Source organism: Rhodopseudomonas sp., assembly GCF_036404135.1.
GTDB lineage: Bacteria > Pseudomonadota > Alphaproteobacteria > Rhizobiales > Xanthobacteraceae > Rhodopseudomonas_A.
This window is the reverse complement of record NZ_DASWPE010000105.1, coordinates 41,570-57,539: the sequence shown is the minus strand read 5'-3', so window position 1 is coordinate 57,539 and position 15,970 is coordinate 41,570. Positions and strand designations below refer to the sequence as shown.

The 15,970-nt window shown below is 64.9% G+C and carries 14 protein-coding genes and 1 pseudogene; 4 read left to right on the top strand and 11 right to left on the bottom strand.

The genetic code is table 11. The annotated features are described in order from the left end of the window. Positions 1-319 precede the first annotated feature (319 nt). The 3 genes from VGC77_RS13355 to VGC77_RS13345 all read left to right on the top strand — a co-directional run bounded on the left by VGC77_RS13355 (position 320) and on the right by VGC77_RS13345 (position 2,703). Positions 320-826, top strand: coding sequence for a CIA30 family protein (locus VGC77_RS13355; RefSeq protein ID WP_331172051.1), 507 nt, complete (start codon positions 320-322; stop codon positions 824-826). A gap of 80 nt (positions 827-906) precedes the next feature. After that, positions 907-2,136 (top strand): Coenzyme F420 hydrogenase/dehydrogenase, beta subunit C-terminal domain, encoded by a 1,230-nt coding sequence (locus VGC77_RS13350; RefSeq protein ID WP_331172050.1) that lies wholly within the window; start codon positions 907-909, stop codon positions 2,134-2,136. Between the two features lie 108 nt (positions 2,137-2,244). After that, positions 2,245-2,703, top strand: coding sequence for a PA2169 family four-helix-bundle protein (locus tag VGC77_RS13345; protein WP_331172049.1), 459 nt, complete (start codon positions 2,245-2,247; stop codon positions 2,701-2,703). Between the two features lie 594 nt (positions 2,704-3,297). Here the strand turns inward: VGC77_RS13345 and VGC77_RS13340 are convergent. The 6 genes from VGC77_RS13340 to pufB all read right to left on the bottom strand — a co-directional run bounded on the left by VGC77_RS13340 (position 3,298) and on the right by pufB (position 7,240). Further along, a complete protein-coding gene (locus tag VGC77_RS13340) occupies positions 3,298-3,738 on the bottom strand; it encodes a hypothetical protein (protein ID WP_331172048.1) in 441 nt (146 codons plus the stop codon). Between the two features lie 571 nt (positions 3,739-4,309). Continuing rightward, positions 4,310-4,579 (bottom strand): hypothetical protein, encoded by a 270-nt coding sequence (locus VGC77_RS13335; RefSeq protein ID WP_331172047.1) that lies wholly within the window; start codon positions 4,577-4,579, stop codon positions 4,310-4,312. Positions 4,580-4,588: 9 nt separating this feature from the next. Continuing rightward, positions 4,589-5,245 carry a hypothetical protein gene (locus VGC77_RS13330; RefSeq protein WP_331172046.1) on the bottom strand — a complete coding sequence of 219 codons (657 nt, stop codon included), beginning with the start codon at positions 5,243-5,245 and terminating at the stop codon, positions 4,589-4,591. Beyond that, the gene (locus VGC77_RS13325) at positions 5,242-6,696 is read right to left on the bottom strand and encodes a PucC family protein (protein ID WP_331172045.1); all 1,455 of its coding nucleotides are present in this window, start codon (positions 6,694-6,696) and stop codon (positions 5,242-5,244) included. Before VGC77_RS13325 ends, VGC77_RS13330 begins: the two co-directional genes overlap by 4 nt. 196 nt (positions 6,697-6,892) lie before the next feature. Further along, positions 6,893-7,072: a light-harvesting protein gene (locus VGC77_RS13320; protein WP_184259843.1), complete on the bottom strand. Its 180-nt coding sequence runs from the start codon at positions 7,070-7,072 to the stop codon at positions 6,893-6,895. A 12-nt stretch (positions 7,073-7,084) separates the two neighbouring features. Beyond that, complete coding sequence (gene pufB, locus VGC77_RS13315; RefSeq protein WP_011471705.1) at positions 7,085-7,240, bottom strand: light-harvesting antenna LH1, beta subunit; 156 nt, start codon at positions 7,238-7,240, stop codon at positions 7,085-7,087. Positions 7,241-8,093: 853 nt separating this feature from the next. Here pufB and VGC77_RS13310 point away from each other — a divergent pair. Next, positions 8,094-8,288 (top strand): annotated as a pseudogene (locus tag VGC77_RS13310) (response regulator transcription factor); the annotation flags it as partial. Between the two features lie 14 nt (positions 8,289-8,302). On the opposite strand, the gene VGC77_RS13305 reads toward VGC77_RS13310, so the two are convergent. The 5 genes from VGC77_RS13305 to VGC77_RS13285 all read right to left on the bottom strand — a co-directional run bounded on the left by VGC77_RS13305 (position 8,303) and on the right by VGC77_RS13285 (position 15,458). Beyond that, a complete protein-coding gene (locus VGC77_RS13305) occupies positions 8,303-9,514 on the bottom strand; it encodes an NnrS family protein (protein ID WP_331172044.1) in 1,212 nt (403 codons plus the stop codon). 99 nt (positions 9,515-9,613) lie between these two features. Then, positions 9,614-11,635 carry a sensor domain-containing protein gene (locus VGC77_RS13300; RefSeq protein ID WP_331172043.1) on the bottom strand — a complete coding sequence of 674 codons (2,022 nt, stop codon included), beginning with the start codon at positions 11,633-11,635 and terminating at the stop codon, positions 9,614-9,616. A gap of 259 nt (positions 11,636-11,894) precedes the next feature. Next, positions 11,895-12,611 (bottom strand): NnrU family protein, encoded by a 717-nt coding sequence (locus tag VGC77_RS13295; protein WP_331172042.1) that lies wholly within the window; start codon positions 12,609-12,611, stop codon positions 11,895-11,897. A gap of 417 nt (positions 12,612-13,028) precedes the next feature. Beyond that, entirely contained in the window at positions 13,029-14,684 is a 1,656-nt protein-coding gene (pgm, locus tag VGC77_RS13290; protein ID WP_331172041.1) for a phosphoglucomutase (alpha-D-glucose-1,6-bisphosphate-dependent), read from the bottom strand. 153 nt (positions 14,685-14,837) lie between these two features. After that, complete coding sequence (locus VGC77_RS13285; RefSeq protein ID WP_331172040.1) at positions 14,838-15,458, bottom strand: Crp/Fnr family transcriptional regulator; 621 nt, start codon at positions 15,456-15,458, stop codon at positions 14,838-14,840. Between the last annotated feature and the right edge of the window lie 512 nt (positions 15,459-15,970).

Sequence of the window (15,970 nt, the reverse complement as noted above, 5' to 3'; positions counted from 1 at the left end):
CACCAACCGCTCTCGACCAATCGGCGTCAAACGGGCATTCTTGTGGATGTTCATCCGGTCCTCCTTGGATGCCTGAAGCTTCGCAACCTCAGTCTCCTCGGTCCGGATCGGATGGACAAACTATTGAAAGCTCACAGCTAGGCGCGTTCGATTGCAATTCGAGGCGTCATTCCGGGGCGCGAGAGCGTAAGCTCGAGCGAACCCGGAATCTCGCAACAAGGCGGAGCTTCTCCAAGCAGCAAGATTCCGGGTTCGCTCGGCCTGCGGCCTCGCGCCCCGGAATGACAAAATTGAGGACTGCAGTGGGAGCAACAATCGCATGACCGACCTCGAATTGTGGCCCGCCGACGGCGCGCGGCGCTGGCAGCTGATCACCGACGCGGTGATGGGCGGGGTCTCGCGCGGCCGCGTCGTCGCGGATCTGGTCGCCGACCGTCCCGCCATCCGGATGCGCGGCGCGGTGTCGACCGACAACAACGGCGGCTTCATCCAGATCGCGCTCGACCTCGCCGCGCCCGACGCTGTGCTCGATGGTTCCGGCTTCACCGGCCTCGCGCTCGACGTCGCCGGCAACGGCGAGCGCTACGGCGTGCATCTGCGCACCCCCGACGTCGGCCGGCCGCAGCAATCCTGGCGGCAGGGCTTTGTCGCCACGCCGCAGTGGCAAACCGTGCTGCTGCCGTTCGCGCAATTTGTTCCGCATCGCATCGACTGCGCGCTCGATCCGGCGCGGCTGCGGCGGATCGGCCTGGTGGCGATCGGCCGGGAGTTTGACGCAGATCTATCGGTGGCGCGGCTGGCGTTGTATGGATCTGGCAAAGCCTGACTTATGGCGAATGGCGGCGGCCGCCGCCGGTTCCTAGAAATGCGGCATCTTCCGAAGGCGCAGCCAGGACACGACACACCATGGTAGATCTGGCACAACCCGCCGCGGCGCTGTGGACGCCCGACCTCGCCGAGCCGGCGCCGCGCGAGCTGTGCACCGATTGCGGGGTGTCGCGCTCCAGCGATCCGAAGCAATGCGGCCAGGCCTGCCAGTTCATCAAGCCGGACTACAAGGCTCTGGAACAGCGCGTGCACGGCCGCGTCCGCGATCCGGCCAAGCCCGACGAGGCGTTCTTCGGCCCCTATCAGAGCATGCTGCGCGCGGCGATGAAACAGCCGCGGCAAGGCGCGCAATGGACCGGCATCACCACCCGGATCGGCGAGCGATTGCTCGAGACCGGCGCGGTCGACGCGGTGCTGACCATGGCGCAGGACCCCGACGACAAGTGGAAGCCGAAGCCGGTGATCGTCACCGAGGCGCAGGGCATGCGGGCCTGCCGCGGCATGCGGATGGGCTACGCGCCATTGCTGTCGCTGCTGGAGCCGGCGCGCGACGCCGGCTACAAGCGGATCGCGGTCATCGGGATTCCCTGCCAGATCTACGCGCTGCGGCAACTCGAGCAAAAGCTCGGCTTCGACAAGCTCTACGTGATCGGCACGCCATGTTCCGACAACACCACCACGGAGAGCTTCCACCAGTTCCTCGACCTGCTGTCGGATCAGCCCGACACAATCACCTATCTGGAATTCCGCGCCGACTATCATGTCGAGCTGCGCTTCGATGACGGACGGGTGAAGGAAATTCCGTTCCTGCTGCTGCCGATCTCCAAGCTGCCGGCGGATTTCTTTCCGATGACCTGCCGGACCTGCGTCGACTACACCAACAGCCTGGCCGACATCACCGTCGGCTATATGGGCGGCCAGGGCGAACAGTGGCTGTTGGTGCGCAACCAGCGCGGCCGGCAATTGCTGGATCTGCTCGGCAACGAGGTCAGGCTCAGCGAGCCCGGCAGCGCCGGCAAGCGCACCGCGCCGGTGAAGGGATTTCTGAAGAACGTCGAACTCGCCGCCGGCGGGCTGCCGGTGCGCGGCATGCCGAACTGGCTGCGCCCGTTGATGGGCTGGCTGATGCCGAAGGTCGGCCCGCGCGGGCTGGAATTTGCCCGCGCCCGCGTCGAGATGAAGGCGGTGGAAACCGTGCTGCATCTGCGTCGGCAATATCCGCAACGCATCAAGAACATGGTCCCCGACCACGTCTGGGCGCTGGTGAAACCCTACGGTCTCGCGCCGCGCGACGGCGAGCGCAAGTAGTTTCCGCGGCCTGCGACAACCTGTCGGGAACCGGCTCCCTCCACCCGGGTTGTCTGGCGACGCCCGTTGCGCCAGCAGGCCAGGGCGTATCAACCCGTGGAGGATGACGTGGACAAGGACCTGCTCGATCATTTGAAGACGCTGCATACCGCCGCAATCGACGCCCGCAACGGTTATCAGGAAGCACTCGAGGACGCCGAAGGCCACGGCCTGACCGGGCTTTTCAACGAGATGATCGCGCTGCATGAAGGCAACGCCCGCGAACTCGCCGCCGAACTGAGCAAGGCCGGCGAGACGCCCGACGATGACGGCTCGTTCATGAGCATCATTCACCGCACCATCATGAATGTGCGCTCGCTGTTCAACGGCCTCGACGGCAGCGTGCTGCCCGGCCTGATCGACGGCGAAAAGCGCAACGTCTCGAAATACGACGACGCGCTGCAGGCCACCACAGCGCCGACTTCCATCACCGCGCTGTTGACTACGCAGCGCAGCAAGATCCAGCAGAAGATCGCCAAGATGGAAGTCGAACAGGCCGAATACAAAAACGCCTCCGCGAGCACCTGAGAGCCTGGCCGAGATGAAGCATTGAAATAAAGCCGATCCGTCATTGCAAGCCGAGGACGGCGCGCAGCGCCGGCCGAACAGCGAAGCAATCCAGGGGCCCGCGCGTGGTCCTGGATTGCTTCGTCGCAAGAGCTCCTCGCAATGATGAACTTAAGCGCCTGATTTCGCAGCAGACATTTTCGAACAGACTCTGAGGAGAGCCGCGCGCGTCGCGGGCCGCCCCGAAACCAAGATCCAGCCCCGCGCCCGCGGGGCTGGATCTTCTGTGTTATGCGCCGGTGATGCCCTGCGATTCTGCGCGAAAGAGCAGCGAGCCAAGCATGCTTGGCCCTGATTGCTCGGTCCTGATTGCTCGGTCCTGATTGCTTGGCCCTGATGCTTGACCCTGATTGCTTCGCCGCGACAAGCTCGCACTGACGTGTTGAACGGCTGATTTCGTTGAGGGCTGTTTCGGTCAGGCTCGATGGCGCAACGCGTTTGCCGCACCGCTGTCATCAATTGCTGACCGCACGAAATCGGGGGCCGCGAGGCCCCCGATCACGTCGCAAAGGATGTCGCGATTGGTGACTTGGCGATTGATGACTTGGCGATCGGCTATTTAGTCAGCGTGCCGGTGTTGCCGGGCGAAGATCCCACGCCAGTGTCAGAGCCGGTCGGCGCGGCACGGGTGTCGGTGCCCGGGTTAGCCGGCTGATAGCGCTTCGGCTGGTTGAACGATCCCGGATCCTGCATGTTGCCCTGGCCGGTGGTTCCGACCTGACCCGGCAGTTGCGCGGTCTCGACGCGGGGCTTGTTGTTCTGGCCGACCGCCAGCAGGCCCATGGCAATCAGCGCGAAGGCGGTAATCGCCAGAAGTTCGGGCAGCGCCCCGCTCGGCGCGGCGCCGCGGCTACGACCATCGCCTTCCAGGGCATCGGCCGCAGCATCACGGTTCGAGCGCGAGCGAATGAAATTCAGGAATACCGCGCCGACGATCACGATTCCGGCCGCGAGCGTGAAGAACATCAGCCAGCTGATGGGTTGATCACCGTTCATAAGATCCTCCAAGGGGTGTGAACTATCAGAAAAAATAACGGAGGATATTTGGTTTGGTTCCGGCCGGGACAACCTCGCCGGCAATGGCGCGCCGAAAAGGTTAAGCGCTATGTCCCCTGGCGGGCTTAGTCCGAATGATGTGTGTTGGAAGGCTGATCAGCTCCCTCTATCAACGAGTGTTGCGGTGGTCGCGAAGCCCGGATTCCCGGTTTCAATCTCAGAGCCCAGCCGAAAATGCCTGCAGCGAAATCAGGCGCTTAAGTTCGTCATTGCGAGGAGTTCTTGCGACGAAGCAATCCAGGACCACACGCGCAGCCCCTGGATTGCTTCGCTTTTCGGCCGGCGCTACGCGCCGTCCTCGGCTCGCAATGACGGATCGACCGCGGTGTATTCAAAACTTTATTTTCGGCCAGGCTCTCAGGACAAAATCGTTGCTTCGGGAACTGGCGACCCGCACTGCACAATGGCGCCGACCGGCCGGGTCGTCCCGGCGGCGGCGCAACCCCGCAAAACAAACGCCGCAGGCATCGCTGCCTGCGGCGTTCGTTGGTGGTCTTAAGTGTGATCGGGCTTACTTGGCCAGCAGCAGCAGCGAGCCCGAGAACGACTTGTACTCGCCCTTCTGCTCGAGGATCAGCGGCACGCCCGAGAAGAAGGTGTTGCTGTCGATCAAGAGCGGGGTTCCCGAGAACGACTTATACTCACCCTCCTGCTCCAGGATCAGCGGGGAGCCGGAATAGGTCTTGTCGCTGTCGACCAGCAGCGGGGTGCCGGAATAGAACTTGTCGCTCTCGACGAGCAGCGGGGTGCCGGAATAGGACTGATAGGACTCGTTGGACATGGTGTTCACCTACTTTGAGAGGACAGGGAGGCCCAGCCAAGACGACAGCGGGGTCGGATTGTTGATCAAGAGCGGGGTGCCCGAATAGGACTTGTAGGGCCCCTTGTTATCGAGCAGCAGCGGGGTGCCGGAGAACGACTTGTACGGCCCCTTGCTATCAAGCAGCAGCGGCGTGCCGGAATAGGTTTTTTGGCTATCGACCAGCAACGGCGTGCCGGAATAGGTCTTGTTGCTATCGACCAGCAGCGGAGTGCCGGAATAGGATTCATAGGGTCCCGAATTATCCAGCAGCACCGGTGCGTGCAGGATATTGGAGAACGGCGTCGCGGCGTCGATCTCGACGCTGCCGGTCGACGAGCTGGGGATGCTGGCCTGGTTCGGGCTGTAGCGGTCGAGGATCGCCGCGGCCTTGGCGCCCAATCCGAATTCGGCCTGCACCGAAACGACCGCGCCGCCCTTCTTGATGGCGTCGACATAAGAGCGGCCTTCGCCGCGCGACACCCCGGCCCGGACCAGCGCCGCCAGGATGTTTTCGTCGAGCGTGGTGCCGGGCTTACTGGGCTGCGCGCTGGTGACGACGGCGTATTTCAGGCTGGCGTTCTTCAGCTCGGTCTCGATCGCCGAGACCTGCCTGCTGGTGTCATACAGTCGGGTGATTTGGGTCATGACTTCTCCGTTTCAGTCTCAAGGCCGATCGGTGGCCGTGTCAGAAGCTGCCCCGCTCCGGCACCAACGGTGGTTTGTCGAATGAGCGGGACCATCGTTACCAGCGTCGCGAAGAGCAGAACGATTTCGACGCAATAGACGAAATCATAGCCCGCGGCGGCGCCAAGCGAAGTGTGCGGCGCGATCGCATCGACGACGTCGCGCAGCACGCCGCCGAGCGCGATCGCAATGCCGGCCGCCGAGGCTTGCACCGCGCCCCAGGCGCCGAGCGCGAGGCCGGCCTGATGCTTGGGCGCGGCATTCATCGTCGCGGTCAGCGTGCCGTGGCCGAACAGGCCGGCACCGAAGCCGATCAGGAAGGTGCCGGCGCCGAACAGCAGCGCCGACAGCAGCGGCGCGGCGAAGATCACCGCAAGGAACGCCGGAATGCCGACCAGCGCGCCATAGCTCGCCATCCGGAACGGATCGGCGCCGCGGCTAAGCACGCGCGACGCCAGCCCGAAGCCGAACAGCCCGCCGAGCGCCAGCGCCGCGGTCAATTTGGTGGTGTCGCCGACCGCGAGATGCAGGATCTGGCCGCCGAACGGTTCCAGCAGCACGTCCTCCATGCTGAACGCCATGGTGCCGAGCCCGACCGCAACCAGCCGCCGCAGCGCGTTGTCGCCGGCGATGAAGGCGTCCCAGGATTCCCGGAAGCCCGGCGTGCGCGGCTGCGGCGCCGCCTGCGCGGCCGCACCGGAGCGCCGGGTCTCCTGCTTCCACACCGCGACGCCGTTGAGAATGATGGTGACCACCGCCGCGCCCTGGATCACCTGGATCAGACGCCCCGGCGAGAAATTCGCCAACAGCGCGCCGAAGATGAATGCGCTGGCGATCATGCCGAACAGCAGCATCACATACATCAGGCCGACGACTTTGGGGCGCGATTCCGGCGCCGCCAGATCGGTGGCGAGCGCGAGCCCGACGGTCTGCGTAGTATGGACGCCGGCGCCGATCAGTAGAAACGCCGTTGCGGCTGCGGCCTGCCCGATCCATACCGGGGCATGGCCGGCTTCGCCACCGCCGGACAGCACCAACAGCGCGAACGGCAGAATCGCCAGTCCGCCGAATTGCACCATGGTGCCCTTATAGAGAAACGGCACCCGCTTCCAGCCGAGCACGGACTTATGGACGTCGGAGCGAAAGCCGATCAGCGCCCGAAACGGCGCAAAGATCAGCGGCAGAGAAATCATGATGCCGACGATCGACGCCGGAACGTTGAGCTCGACGATCATCACCCGGTTCAGCGTGCCAACCAGCAGCACCAGGGACATGCCGACCGAGACTTGAAACAGCGACAGTCGCAGCAGCCGCGACAGCGGCAGATCGGGGGTCGCCGCATCCGCGAAGGGCAGGAAGCGGGTCCCGAGGGAGATCCAGGCCTTCATCGCTTTTTGGCTGATAGGGTTCATCGTTGAGCTAATCCAACAGATGAGAGGCTGATGCTGGATTCTAACACCAGTCCCCGATCGGGTAAGCGGAAAGACCACTTCGCGGCCGAAGATGAACAAGCCCGGCCAACTTTGGCGCGCTTGTTCACCCCGGCTACAAAGCAAGCGACCGGGACCCTTGGATCCCGGTCCTGCATCACAGCTCTAAGGAGCCGAATTAACCGACGTTGACCGAGCTCTCGATCGAGGCGGTCTTGCCGTTCCAGTACTTCGGGAACCAGGTGGTGTGCGAGATCAGCGCATAGTGCACGAGGATCGCGATGATGGTGACGCTGCCCAGCAGGAGGGGCAGACCGACGGTCGGCTTAACGACAGTCCAGATACGACCTTGATTCATTTTCGGTTCCCCTTACTTCAGCCACGGCGAATAGACATACGCCAGAAAGTGAGCAACGATCGCGATCGCGCCGAAGATGCGCGTGCCGTCGATGACGTGCTTGTGGAGTTCTTCCGATTCCGCGATTGTCAAGCCAGTCGGCCAGACCTTGTTCGGATCGTCTACCATAACATAACCTCCTAAGAGACTTACGATCAGTTTCGTGCTGAACCCGCACGCAGGTTATTTCGCTGCTACGCCGAACAGATGTTCGCTTGGTCTCAGCATTGTCCTGTCTGTTGCCCCGCCGCCCGCGTCGCCAAACGGGACGTGGATCGAACGAAGCGCTTCCAGACTCGTTTGATCGGAAAATCCCAGAACGGCATGCCCCAACTTGCTTGGAAACACCCTCGTTCGTAGCGGGAACTCCTACTCGCTCGAGTGAGTGTAAGAATAACCTGACACCAAACTTTGTCAACTAAACGTGACAACAAGTTGGGAACTTGTGACGCGGTGGCAGGCTCCGCAACCCGGTACCATCCGCTCCGGGCATTGGCATGCTCGTACCTGCACGGAGCTTTGCCGCAGTTTCCCGTCGCGACCCGCTAAGCGGTTTGAAGGGCTTTGTTTTCCGCCGTCACGCGGGTGTCACGCGCGGCCCAGCTCGGAATTTATTGCATCTGGCGCGGCCAACCGCGGCGGCTGGTCCCGGAGCGCTGCGGCGTTGTTCTTTGGTTGTAAGGAGCCGGCGACGGGCGATCGTGCTGGCGGCGGACCGGCGTCGGCGACCGACTGAGGAACCCGCCGAGTCGTGGTCGAACCCGCCTTCCGTGCAACGGATGGTTTGTTCCGCCGCTGGCCATTGTCAAAGTCGCCTGACATTTCAGATCGTCAGTGTAACATGACAGTCGGCGCCGGCTGATGCGATGAGCGGGTCTCGATCGCCCAGCCGATTGATGCGCATGACGTTTGAAGGTCTGGTTGGCGATCATCCGCCGCTGCAACGCCCGGATTGCCCATGGATCAGCGATCGAAACATCCGCTGAGTGCCCGCGAGCACGAGGTGCTGCGGCTGGCCGCGGTCGGCTACAGCAACAAGATCATCGCCGAGAAGCTGCAGATCGGCGCCAAAAGCGTCGAGACCTACAAGGCGCGCGGCATGACCAAGCTCGGCTTTCACAACGGCGTCGAGGTGCTGCGCTTTGCGCTCAGCATGGGCTGGCTCGAGGAACCCTGACGCATGGGCGCGGTTCACACGCCGGGCCGCGCCGCGGGCGCCGCCGTTGGCCGCTTGCGATAGCCGGCCAGCAGCGGCGCAAAACTTGTGGCAAACCCAAGGAAGGCCGCCGCCCAGGCGAACGCCGCCAGATGCAGCAGGCCGACGCTCCAGGCCGGATGGATCGCGGCGCAGATCCGCGCCAGCACCGCCACCACCGCCAGCGCGTAGATGGTCTGGGTGGTGAGCGACGCGGTGAGTTGCTGGCCGGTGTGGCCGAGGCTGGCGCGGGTCATCACCGCCAGCGTCATGATGCCGGCGGCGCCGACCATCCAGGCATGGGCGCCGGCGCTCGGCGCGATCGCCCCGAACGCCGCCGCGGCGGTGAGCAGAAAGCCGAGCGGCACGAACAGATAGCCGACATGCAGCACCAGCACGAGACGTTCCTTGCCGGTGCGGTGGCCGGCCCAGCGGCCGAGCCGGACCAGATGCAGCACGCCGGCGATGCCGAGCACGCTGCCGACCACAACGCCGTCCTTCAGCGCCACCCATAGCAGCAGGCTCACCGCGCTCGCCGCCACCACCGCCATGTCGAAGCGGCCGAACGGAGCCGGCAACCGGCCGGGATTCTCCCGCACCAGCCAGTTGCGGGTGAAGCTCGGAATGATGCGGCCGCCGATCATCCCGATCAGCAGGATCACCACGGCGATGCCGAGCCGGATGCTGACGTCGGCAACCCCGTTCAGATGCGCCTCGAGGTGGAAGCCGACATTGCCGGCAAGCAGCAGCGTCAGCAGCACGACCACCGGCAGGTTATTCCATTTGCGGCCGGTGATGATTTCCCGCGCCACCACCGCCGCCACCAGCGCCAGGAAGCTGGCGTCGATCAGCAGCGCCGCGAGCCAGCCGGTGTCGGCGGAGAACGCCATCACGAAGCGGCCGGCGAGCCACACCAGCACCAGGCCGAGCAAAGGCCAGCCCTGGATCGGCATCCGCCCGGTCCAGTTCGGGATCGCGGTGAACAGGAAGCCGGTGATCACCGCCGGCAGATAGCCGTACAGCATTTCGTGGACGTGCCAGTCGCGCGGCACCAGCGTGGTCGCAAGCGTCAGCTCGCCATAATAGAACGGCAGCCAGATCAGCACCGCGAGCGCGGCATAGATCGCTCCGGCGAGAAAGAACGGCCGAAACCCGCTCTCCAGAATGGCCGGGCCATGATGCGGCTGAAAGCGGGGAATCGGGCTCATGTCGGATGTCCGGTGCGTTGCGCTCCGAACATTTGTAAGGCGCCGCCGAAAGCCTTGGTTGCGCCAGCGCAAGCTCGCCGGCGATTGCCCGCGCAGCGGCTATCCCAGCGCCCGCCCCGGTTCCGCATAGGGGGCGCGCCCGACCGCGGCGTCATAATGCGCCACCGGCAACGGCCGGCCGATCAGATAGCCCTGCACCTGGTCGCAATGCTGCTGCGCCAGGAAGCGGTACTGTTCCTCGGTCTCCACGCCCTCGGCGATCACCGACATGTCGAGGCCGTGGCCGAGTGCGATCACCGCGCGCAGGATGGTGGAGGATTGCGGATTGGCGCCGAGATTGCGGACGAATTTGGCGTCGATCTTGATCTTGTCGAACGGAAACGACTGCAGATAGGACAGCGACGAATAGCCGGTGCCGAAATCGTCCAGCGCGATCTGCACACCCAGCGCCTTCAGCCGACGCAGCAGCGACAGCGCGCGCGCGGAATCGCTCAGCAGCACGCCTTCGGTGATTTCCAGCTCCAGCCGCGAAGGCGCCAGCCCGCTCTCCAGCAGCACCCGATGCACCAATTGTGGAAGATCGCGTTGCTGAAATTGCACCGGCGACAGGTTGACGGCGATGCTCAAAGGCTGCGGCCACGACGCCGCCTCCCGGCAGGCTTCGCGCAACACCCATTCGCCGATCGGGTCGATCAGTCCGGATTCTTCCGCGAGCGGAATGAACTCCGCCGGCGAGATCATGCCGCGGGTTTCGTGGCGCCAGCGCAACAGCGCCTCGAAGCCGATCACCTCGCCATCGACCACGGCCTGCGGCTGGTAGTACAATAGCAATTCGTCGCGCTCCACCGCCTGCCGCAGGTCGCGCAGCAGCGCGTGGGATTGCTGGATCTTGCTGTCCATCTGCGGATCGAAGAAACAGGCGCGGCCGCGGCCGTCCTCCTTGGCGCGATACAGCACGGTGTCGGCATTGGCGAGCAGCGTCTTGGCATCGGTGCCGTCGGCCGGGTACAGCGCCACCCCGACGCTGAGGCCGATCTCGACCTTGTGGCCCTGCAGCTCGAGCTGTTCGGACGACATCCCGATCAGCCGCTCCGCCACCGCCGACGCGGTCAGCGGCTGCGGGCCTTCGGCGATGATGACGAATTCGTCGCCGCCGATCCGCGCCACGAAATTGTCCTCGGCGAGGCGCTGCAGCCGTTCGGAGGCCGCGCAGAGAAACGCGTCGCCCACCACATGGCCGAACACGTCGTTGATCTCCTTGAAGAAGTCGAGATCGACGAACAACAGCCCGAAGCTTTCGCCGCTGCCCTGCGCGCGTTCGATGGTGGCGTCGAGACGTTCGGTGAAGGCGGCGCGGTTGGGTAATTTGGTCAGCATGTCGTGATGCGCCAGATGCGCGATGCGACGCTCGGCGACGCGCCGCTCGGTGATGTCGATCACCGAGACCAACGCCGCGGCGGCGCCGGCATAGCGCAGCCGGCGCGAATACACCGCGACTTCGATCAGCCCGCCGTCGGCCTTGGCGTGCCAGTCGGTGGCGCCGACGTGATCCTCCATCGCCCGCAGCTCGGTGCCGCCGATGTCGCCGGCGACGCTTTGCAGGTCCGGCAGCGACATCGTCAGGAACTGCTCGCGGCGATAGCCGTAATGCTCGACCGCGGCCTGGTTGACCGCGAGGAAGCGCAGCGTGTCGCGATCATAGACCCACATCGGCACCGGATTGTTGTCGAACAACAGCTGGAACGAGGCCTCGCGCTGCTTCAGCTCGGTGATGTCCTCGTGGGTCGCCACCCAGCCGCCGCCGGCCAAAGGCCGCCGCGCCACCGCGATGATGCGGCCGTCGGCGAGCTTGTGGATCTTGTCGACCGAGGTCGACACTCCTTCGGTGCGTTCCTTCAGGTAGCTTTCCGGCGCCTCGTCAGCGAAGCGGATGCCGTTGGCGACGATGCGCTCGACCATGTCGCGGCGCCGGGTACCGGGTGTCACCATCTCCGGTGTCAGGCCATAGAGCGCTGCGTACTTGTGGTTGCAGACGATGATGCGTTGCTCGCCGTCGAACATGCACAGGCCCTGTGGCATGTTGTGCAGCGCCGCCACCAATTGCTGGTTCTGGTCAACCACAGCGGCCCCATCGGCACCGGCGCGACGCCGCCGAAATGGCAACAGACAGCAGAAAATTCCAACGACAAACCCGCCAATGGCGACAAACAACCCGTGATCGGTCATTGTCGCGAAAATCATTTCAACACTGGTCAGCAACTTCATTCCCCGACGCGTCCCGCACCGAGCCCGAGCCCGCCACATCGCTCGATAAGTAACAGGGAATGATCAATTATCAGTTCATGCGCGAGCCATGGCGAAGAGCCGACGTGGCGCGTAGTTAGGGCAGCGGCGACACGCCGATCACCGGGGCATGCAGCGCCAGCAGCGTCAGCCAGGCGAGAATGCCGATCGCCAGCCGCTTCGGCGCGATCCTTGAGGAGCGCGGCCGAAAGCGGCCATCGAACAGCGCGGCCAACGGCCAGAACGAGGTGTTGCGCGCCAGCGCCTGCCACGCCTCGCGGCCGAGCCGGCGCTGCTTGCGGCGGTCGATGATCACCATGCCCGCCAGCGCAATGAATGCGAAGAAGCCGAACAGCACGACGTGGGCGAGATCGCCGTTGGGAACCAGATGCGCGGCGGACCACAGCGCGATCGCCCACAACAGCGGATGCCGCGCCAAGCCTACCACGCCGGGCTGATCGGGATCGAACGCAAGCTTCGCATTGCCGCCGAACGACAGCGGATTGGCGGCGCCGATACCGAACGCCGCCAGCAGGCAGGCGCACGGCATCGCCAGATTCGGCGCCAGCATCTGCCAGGGCTCGAACGTCCACAGCGGCACGAACGGCGCACGCGCCGCGGCGCCGATCAGCCAGGCCAACACCAAAAGCGAGACGCCGCTGTACAGCGCCAGAAAGCCGCGCTCGCCGAGCCTCGCCGTCAACGCCGCACGCAGCTCAGGGCGCGACGGCACGGCATGCGAAGCTACGAACACCACGAAGGCGGCGGCGAATTCCGCCCAGGCGCCGAGATGGGTGGCTGCGCTGGCTGGCATGCGGCTCCCGTTGAGGCTGTTGAATCTACGACCCTGACCCCAACGCATTTTCGTTGGAGGTGATGCGCTTCGCAACGACGAGGCTGTCATTCCTGGGCACGAGCAGCGTGAGCTGCGAGTGAACCCGGAATCTTGCCGCGGGGGCAAGGCCCAAACCCGTTGCGAGATTCCGGGTTCGCTCGGCCTATCGGCCTCGCGCCCCGGAATGACAGCCGTGTTTTCGATCGGCGCCGCGACGCAACCCCTACCCTGTCATTCCGGGGCATGAGCAGCGAAGCTGCGAGTGAACCCGGAATCTTGCTGCGGGGGCAAGGCCCCAGCCCGTTGCGAGATTCCGGGTTCGCTCGGCCTATCGGCCTCGCGCCCCGGAATGACGGCTTGTTTCGAACAGGCGCGTCGAACCAACAGCGAGCGACGCTACCCCTTCGCCGCGAACACCGCCGACAACGCGCTCTGCGCCTCTTGCTGGATGCGGCGAAGGTGATCCTCGCCGCGGAAGCTCTCGGCATAGATCTTGTAGACGTCCTCGGTGCCGGACGGCCGCGCCGCGAACCAGCCGTTCTCGGTCACCACCTTGATGCCGCCGAACGGCTGATCGTTGCCCGGCGCGTTGGTCAGGGTGGAGTGGATCGGCTCGCCGGCGAGCTCCTTCAATCCGAGCTGGTCGGCCGATAGCGACTTCAGGATCGACTTCTGCTGGGCGCTGGCCGGCGCGTCGATCCGTTCGTAGAACGGCACGCCGAGCTGTTCGCCGAGCTGATGGAACAGTTGTCCCGGATCGACCCCAGTGCGCGCGGTGATCTCCGCCGCGAGCAGCCCGAGGATCAGCCCGTCCTTGTCGGTGGTCCACACCGTGCCGTCGCGGCGCAGGAACGAGGCGCCGGCGCTCTCCTCGCCGGCAAAGCCGAAGGCGCCGGAGCCGAGCCCGTCGACGAACCATTTGAAGCCGACCGGGGTCTCGACCAGGTCGCGGCCAAGCCGCGTCGCGACCCGGTTGATCATCGCGCTTGAGACGATGGTCTTGCCGATCGCGGCCTGCGCGCTCCATTCCGGGCGGTGCTCGAACAGGTAGAAGATCGCGGCGGCCAGATAATGGTTGGGATTCATCAGCCCGTTCCAACGGGTGACGATGCCGTGTCGATCGGCGTCGGTGTCGTTGGCAAACGAGACGTCGAAATTGTCGCGCATCCCGATCAGCCGCGCCATCGCATAGGGCGACGAGCAGTCCATCCGCACCTTGCCGTCCCAGTCCGCGGTCATGAAGCGGAAGGTCGGATCGACCACGTCGCTGACGATGCTGGCGTCGATGCCGTAGCGGTCGATGATCGGCCGCCAGTAATGCACCGCGGCGCCGCCCAAGGGATCGATGCCGATCTTGACGCCGGAGGCCTTGATCGCCTCCATGTCGATGACGTTGGCAAGGTCGGCGACATAGGGCCCGACATAATCGTAGCGGTGCACATTGGCCGCGCGCAGCGCGCGTTCGAGCGGGATCCGCGTCACGCCGCGCAGGCCGTCCTCGAGCAGCGCGTTGGCGGTGCGCTCGATGGCGCTGGTGATGTCGGTGTCGGCCGGGCCGCCGTTCGGCGGGTTGTATTTGAAGCCGCCGTCCTCCGGCGGATTGTGCGAAGGGGTGATCACCACGCCGTCGGCGAGCCCGCTCGTGCGGCCGCGGTTGTAGCTCAGGATGGCGTGCGAGATCACCGGCGTCGGGGTGTAGCCGCCGTGCTCGTCGATCATCACCTCGACGCCGTTGGCCGCGAACACTTCGAGCGCGCTGGCCAGCGCCGGCTCGGCCAGCGCGTGGGTGTCGATCCCGATGAACAGCGGCCCGGTGATGCCGGCGCGTCGCCGGTATTCGCACACCCCCTGACTCACCGCCAGGATGTGCGATTCGTTGAACGCGTTGTTGAGGGCCGAGCCGCGATGGCCGGAGGTGCCGAACGCCACGCGCTGCGCCGGGATCGCCGGATCGGGCCGGCCGGAAAAATACGCCGTCACCAAACGCGGCACATTGACCAGCATTGACGGGTCAATGATCTGGCCGGCGAGCGGGCTGACTTCCGCAACCATCTGTTGCTCCTGGATGGACAAGACCACGCGACCGGGCGGCCGCGATATCGCGGCACCATGGCACGGCGCTGATCTGATTGAAAATTCCGCGTGGGCCGCGACCGCCCTACCAAAGTGGCAGAGGCCGCAGCGCGGCCCCAGCGCGTCGCCGGCTCAGAGCAGCAACGACGATTGTTCCAGCAGCGTTTCGTAGCATTCGCAGGACAGCTTCGCCACCGCGGGCCGATTGAGGATCTTGATGACGCCGCGCGAATAGGAGATCAGCCCGGCGTTCTGCAGCTTGGTGGCGACCTCGGTGACCGAGGTACGCCGCACGCCGAGCATCTCGGCGAGAAACTCCTGGGTCAGATTGACGGTGTCGCCGCCGGCGCGGTCGGCGGACTGCAACAGCCAGCGGCAGAACCGCGCCTCGATCAGATGCAGCGCGTTGCAGGCCGCGGTGACCCGGGCCTGCGACAGCAGCACCTCATTGTACTGGATGCACAGGTTGCGCAGCGCCTCGCTGGCGGTGGCGACCTTGCGGAATTGCGACGACGGAATCTTGGTCAGCGAGGTCGGCATCTGCACCACGACGCGGACCAGCGACTTGTACAGGCCGAGCCCGGCCATCGCGCCGACCACGCCTTCGCGGCCCACCGTGGCGGTCTCGATCGCCTTGCCGTCGCGCAACACCGCCAGCAGCGACAGCATCCCGTTATGAGGAAAATACACCTGCTCGAATTCGTCGCCGGGCTCCAGCAGCACCAATCCCTGCTGCAAGGATGCAGTGGTCATATGCGGCGCCAACAGATCGAACTGAGCGCGGGGAAGCCCCGCCAACAATTTGTTATCCAAGGGAAATCTGATGTCTATGGAGGGCACTGCGATATCTGCCCGATCGGTCGGGCTGTCTACCGCAGGGGTGGGGTGGAGGACGCGCCGAGACGCGTTCCGCGGATCAGCGACTATAGGAAAATGGCCCTCGATTTGTCTGTCCGGTTCCGCGCTTAGCTCCCGCCGCCGGACACGATCAGCAAGCCGCCGCGAAAGTCTGCTCCTGTAGCGCTGGCGGCGATCGCGCTGCGGTGGCGCTACGACTTTCGTTTGTCGGATAGGCGACACAAGGTTCCCCGACACCCGCTTGGGCCATCCGGGGCGGCGCGCGGCCGGGCCGGATCACCGGATCGGATGGAACTGGTCCCGGCGCGGCTGGTTGTCTCCCCAGCAACAAAGGAGGACATCTCATGGGTCTCGAAAAAGGTGCTCTGCTCTGGCTGATCGGCATTCCGCTGCCAATCATTATCATT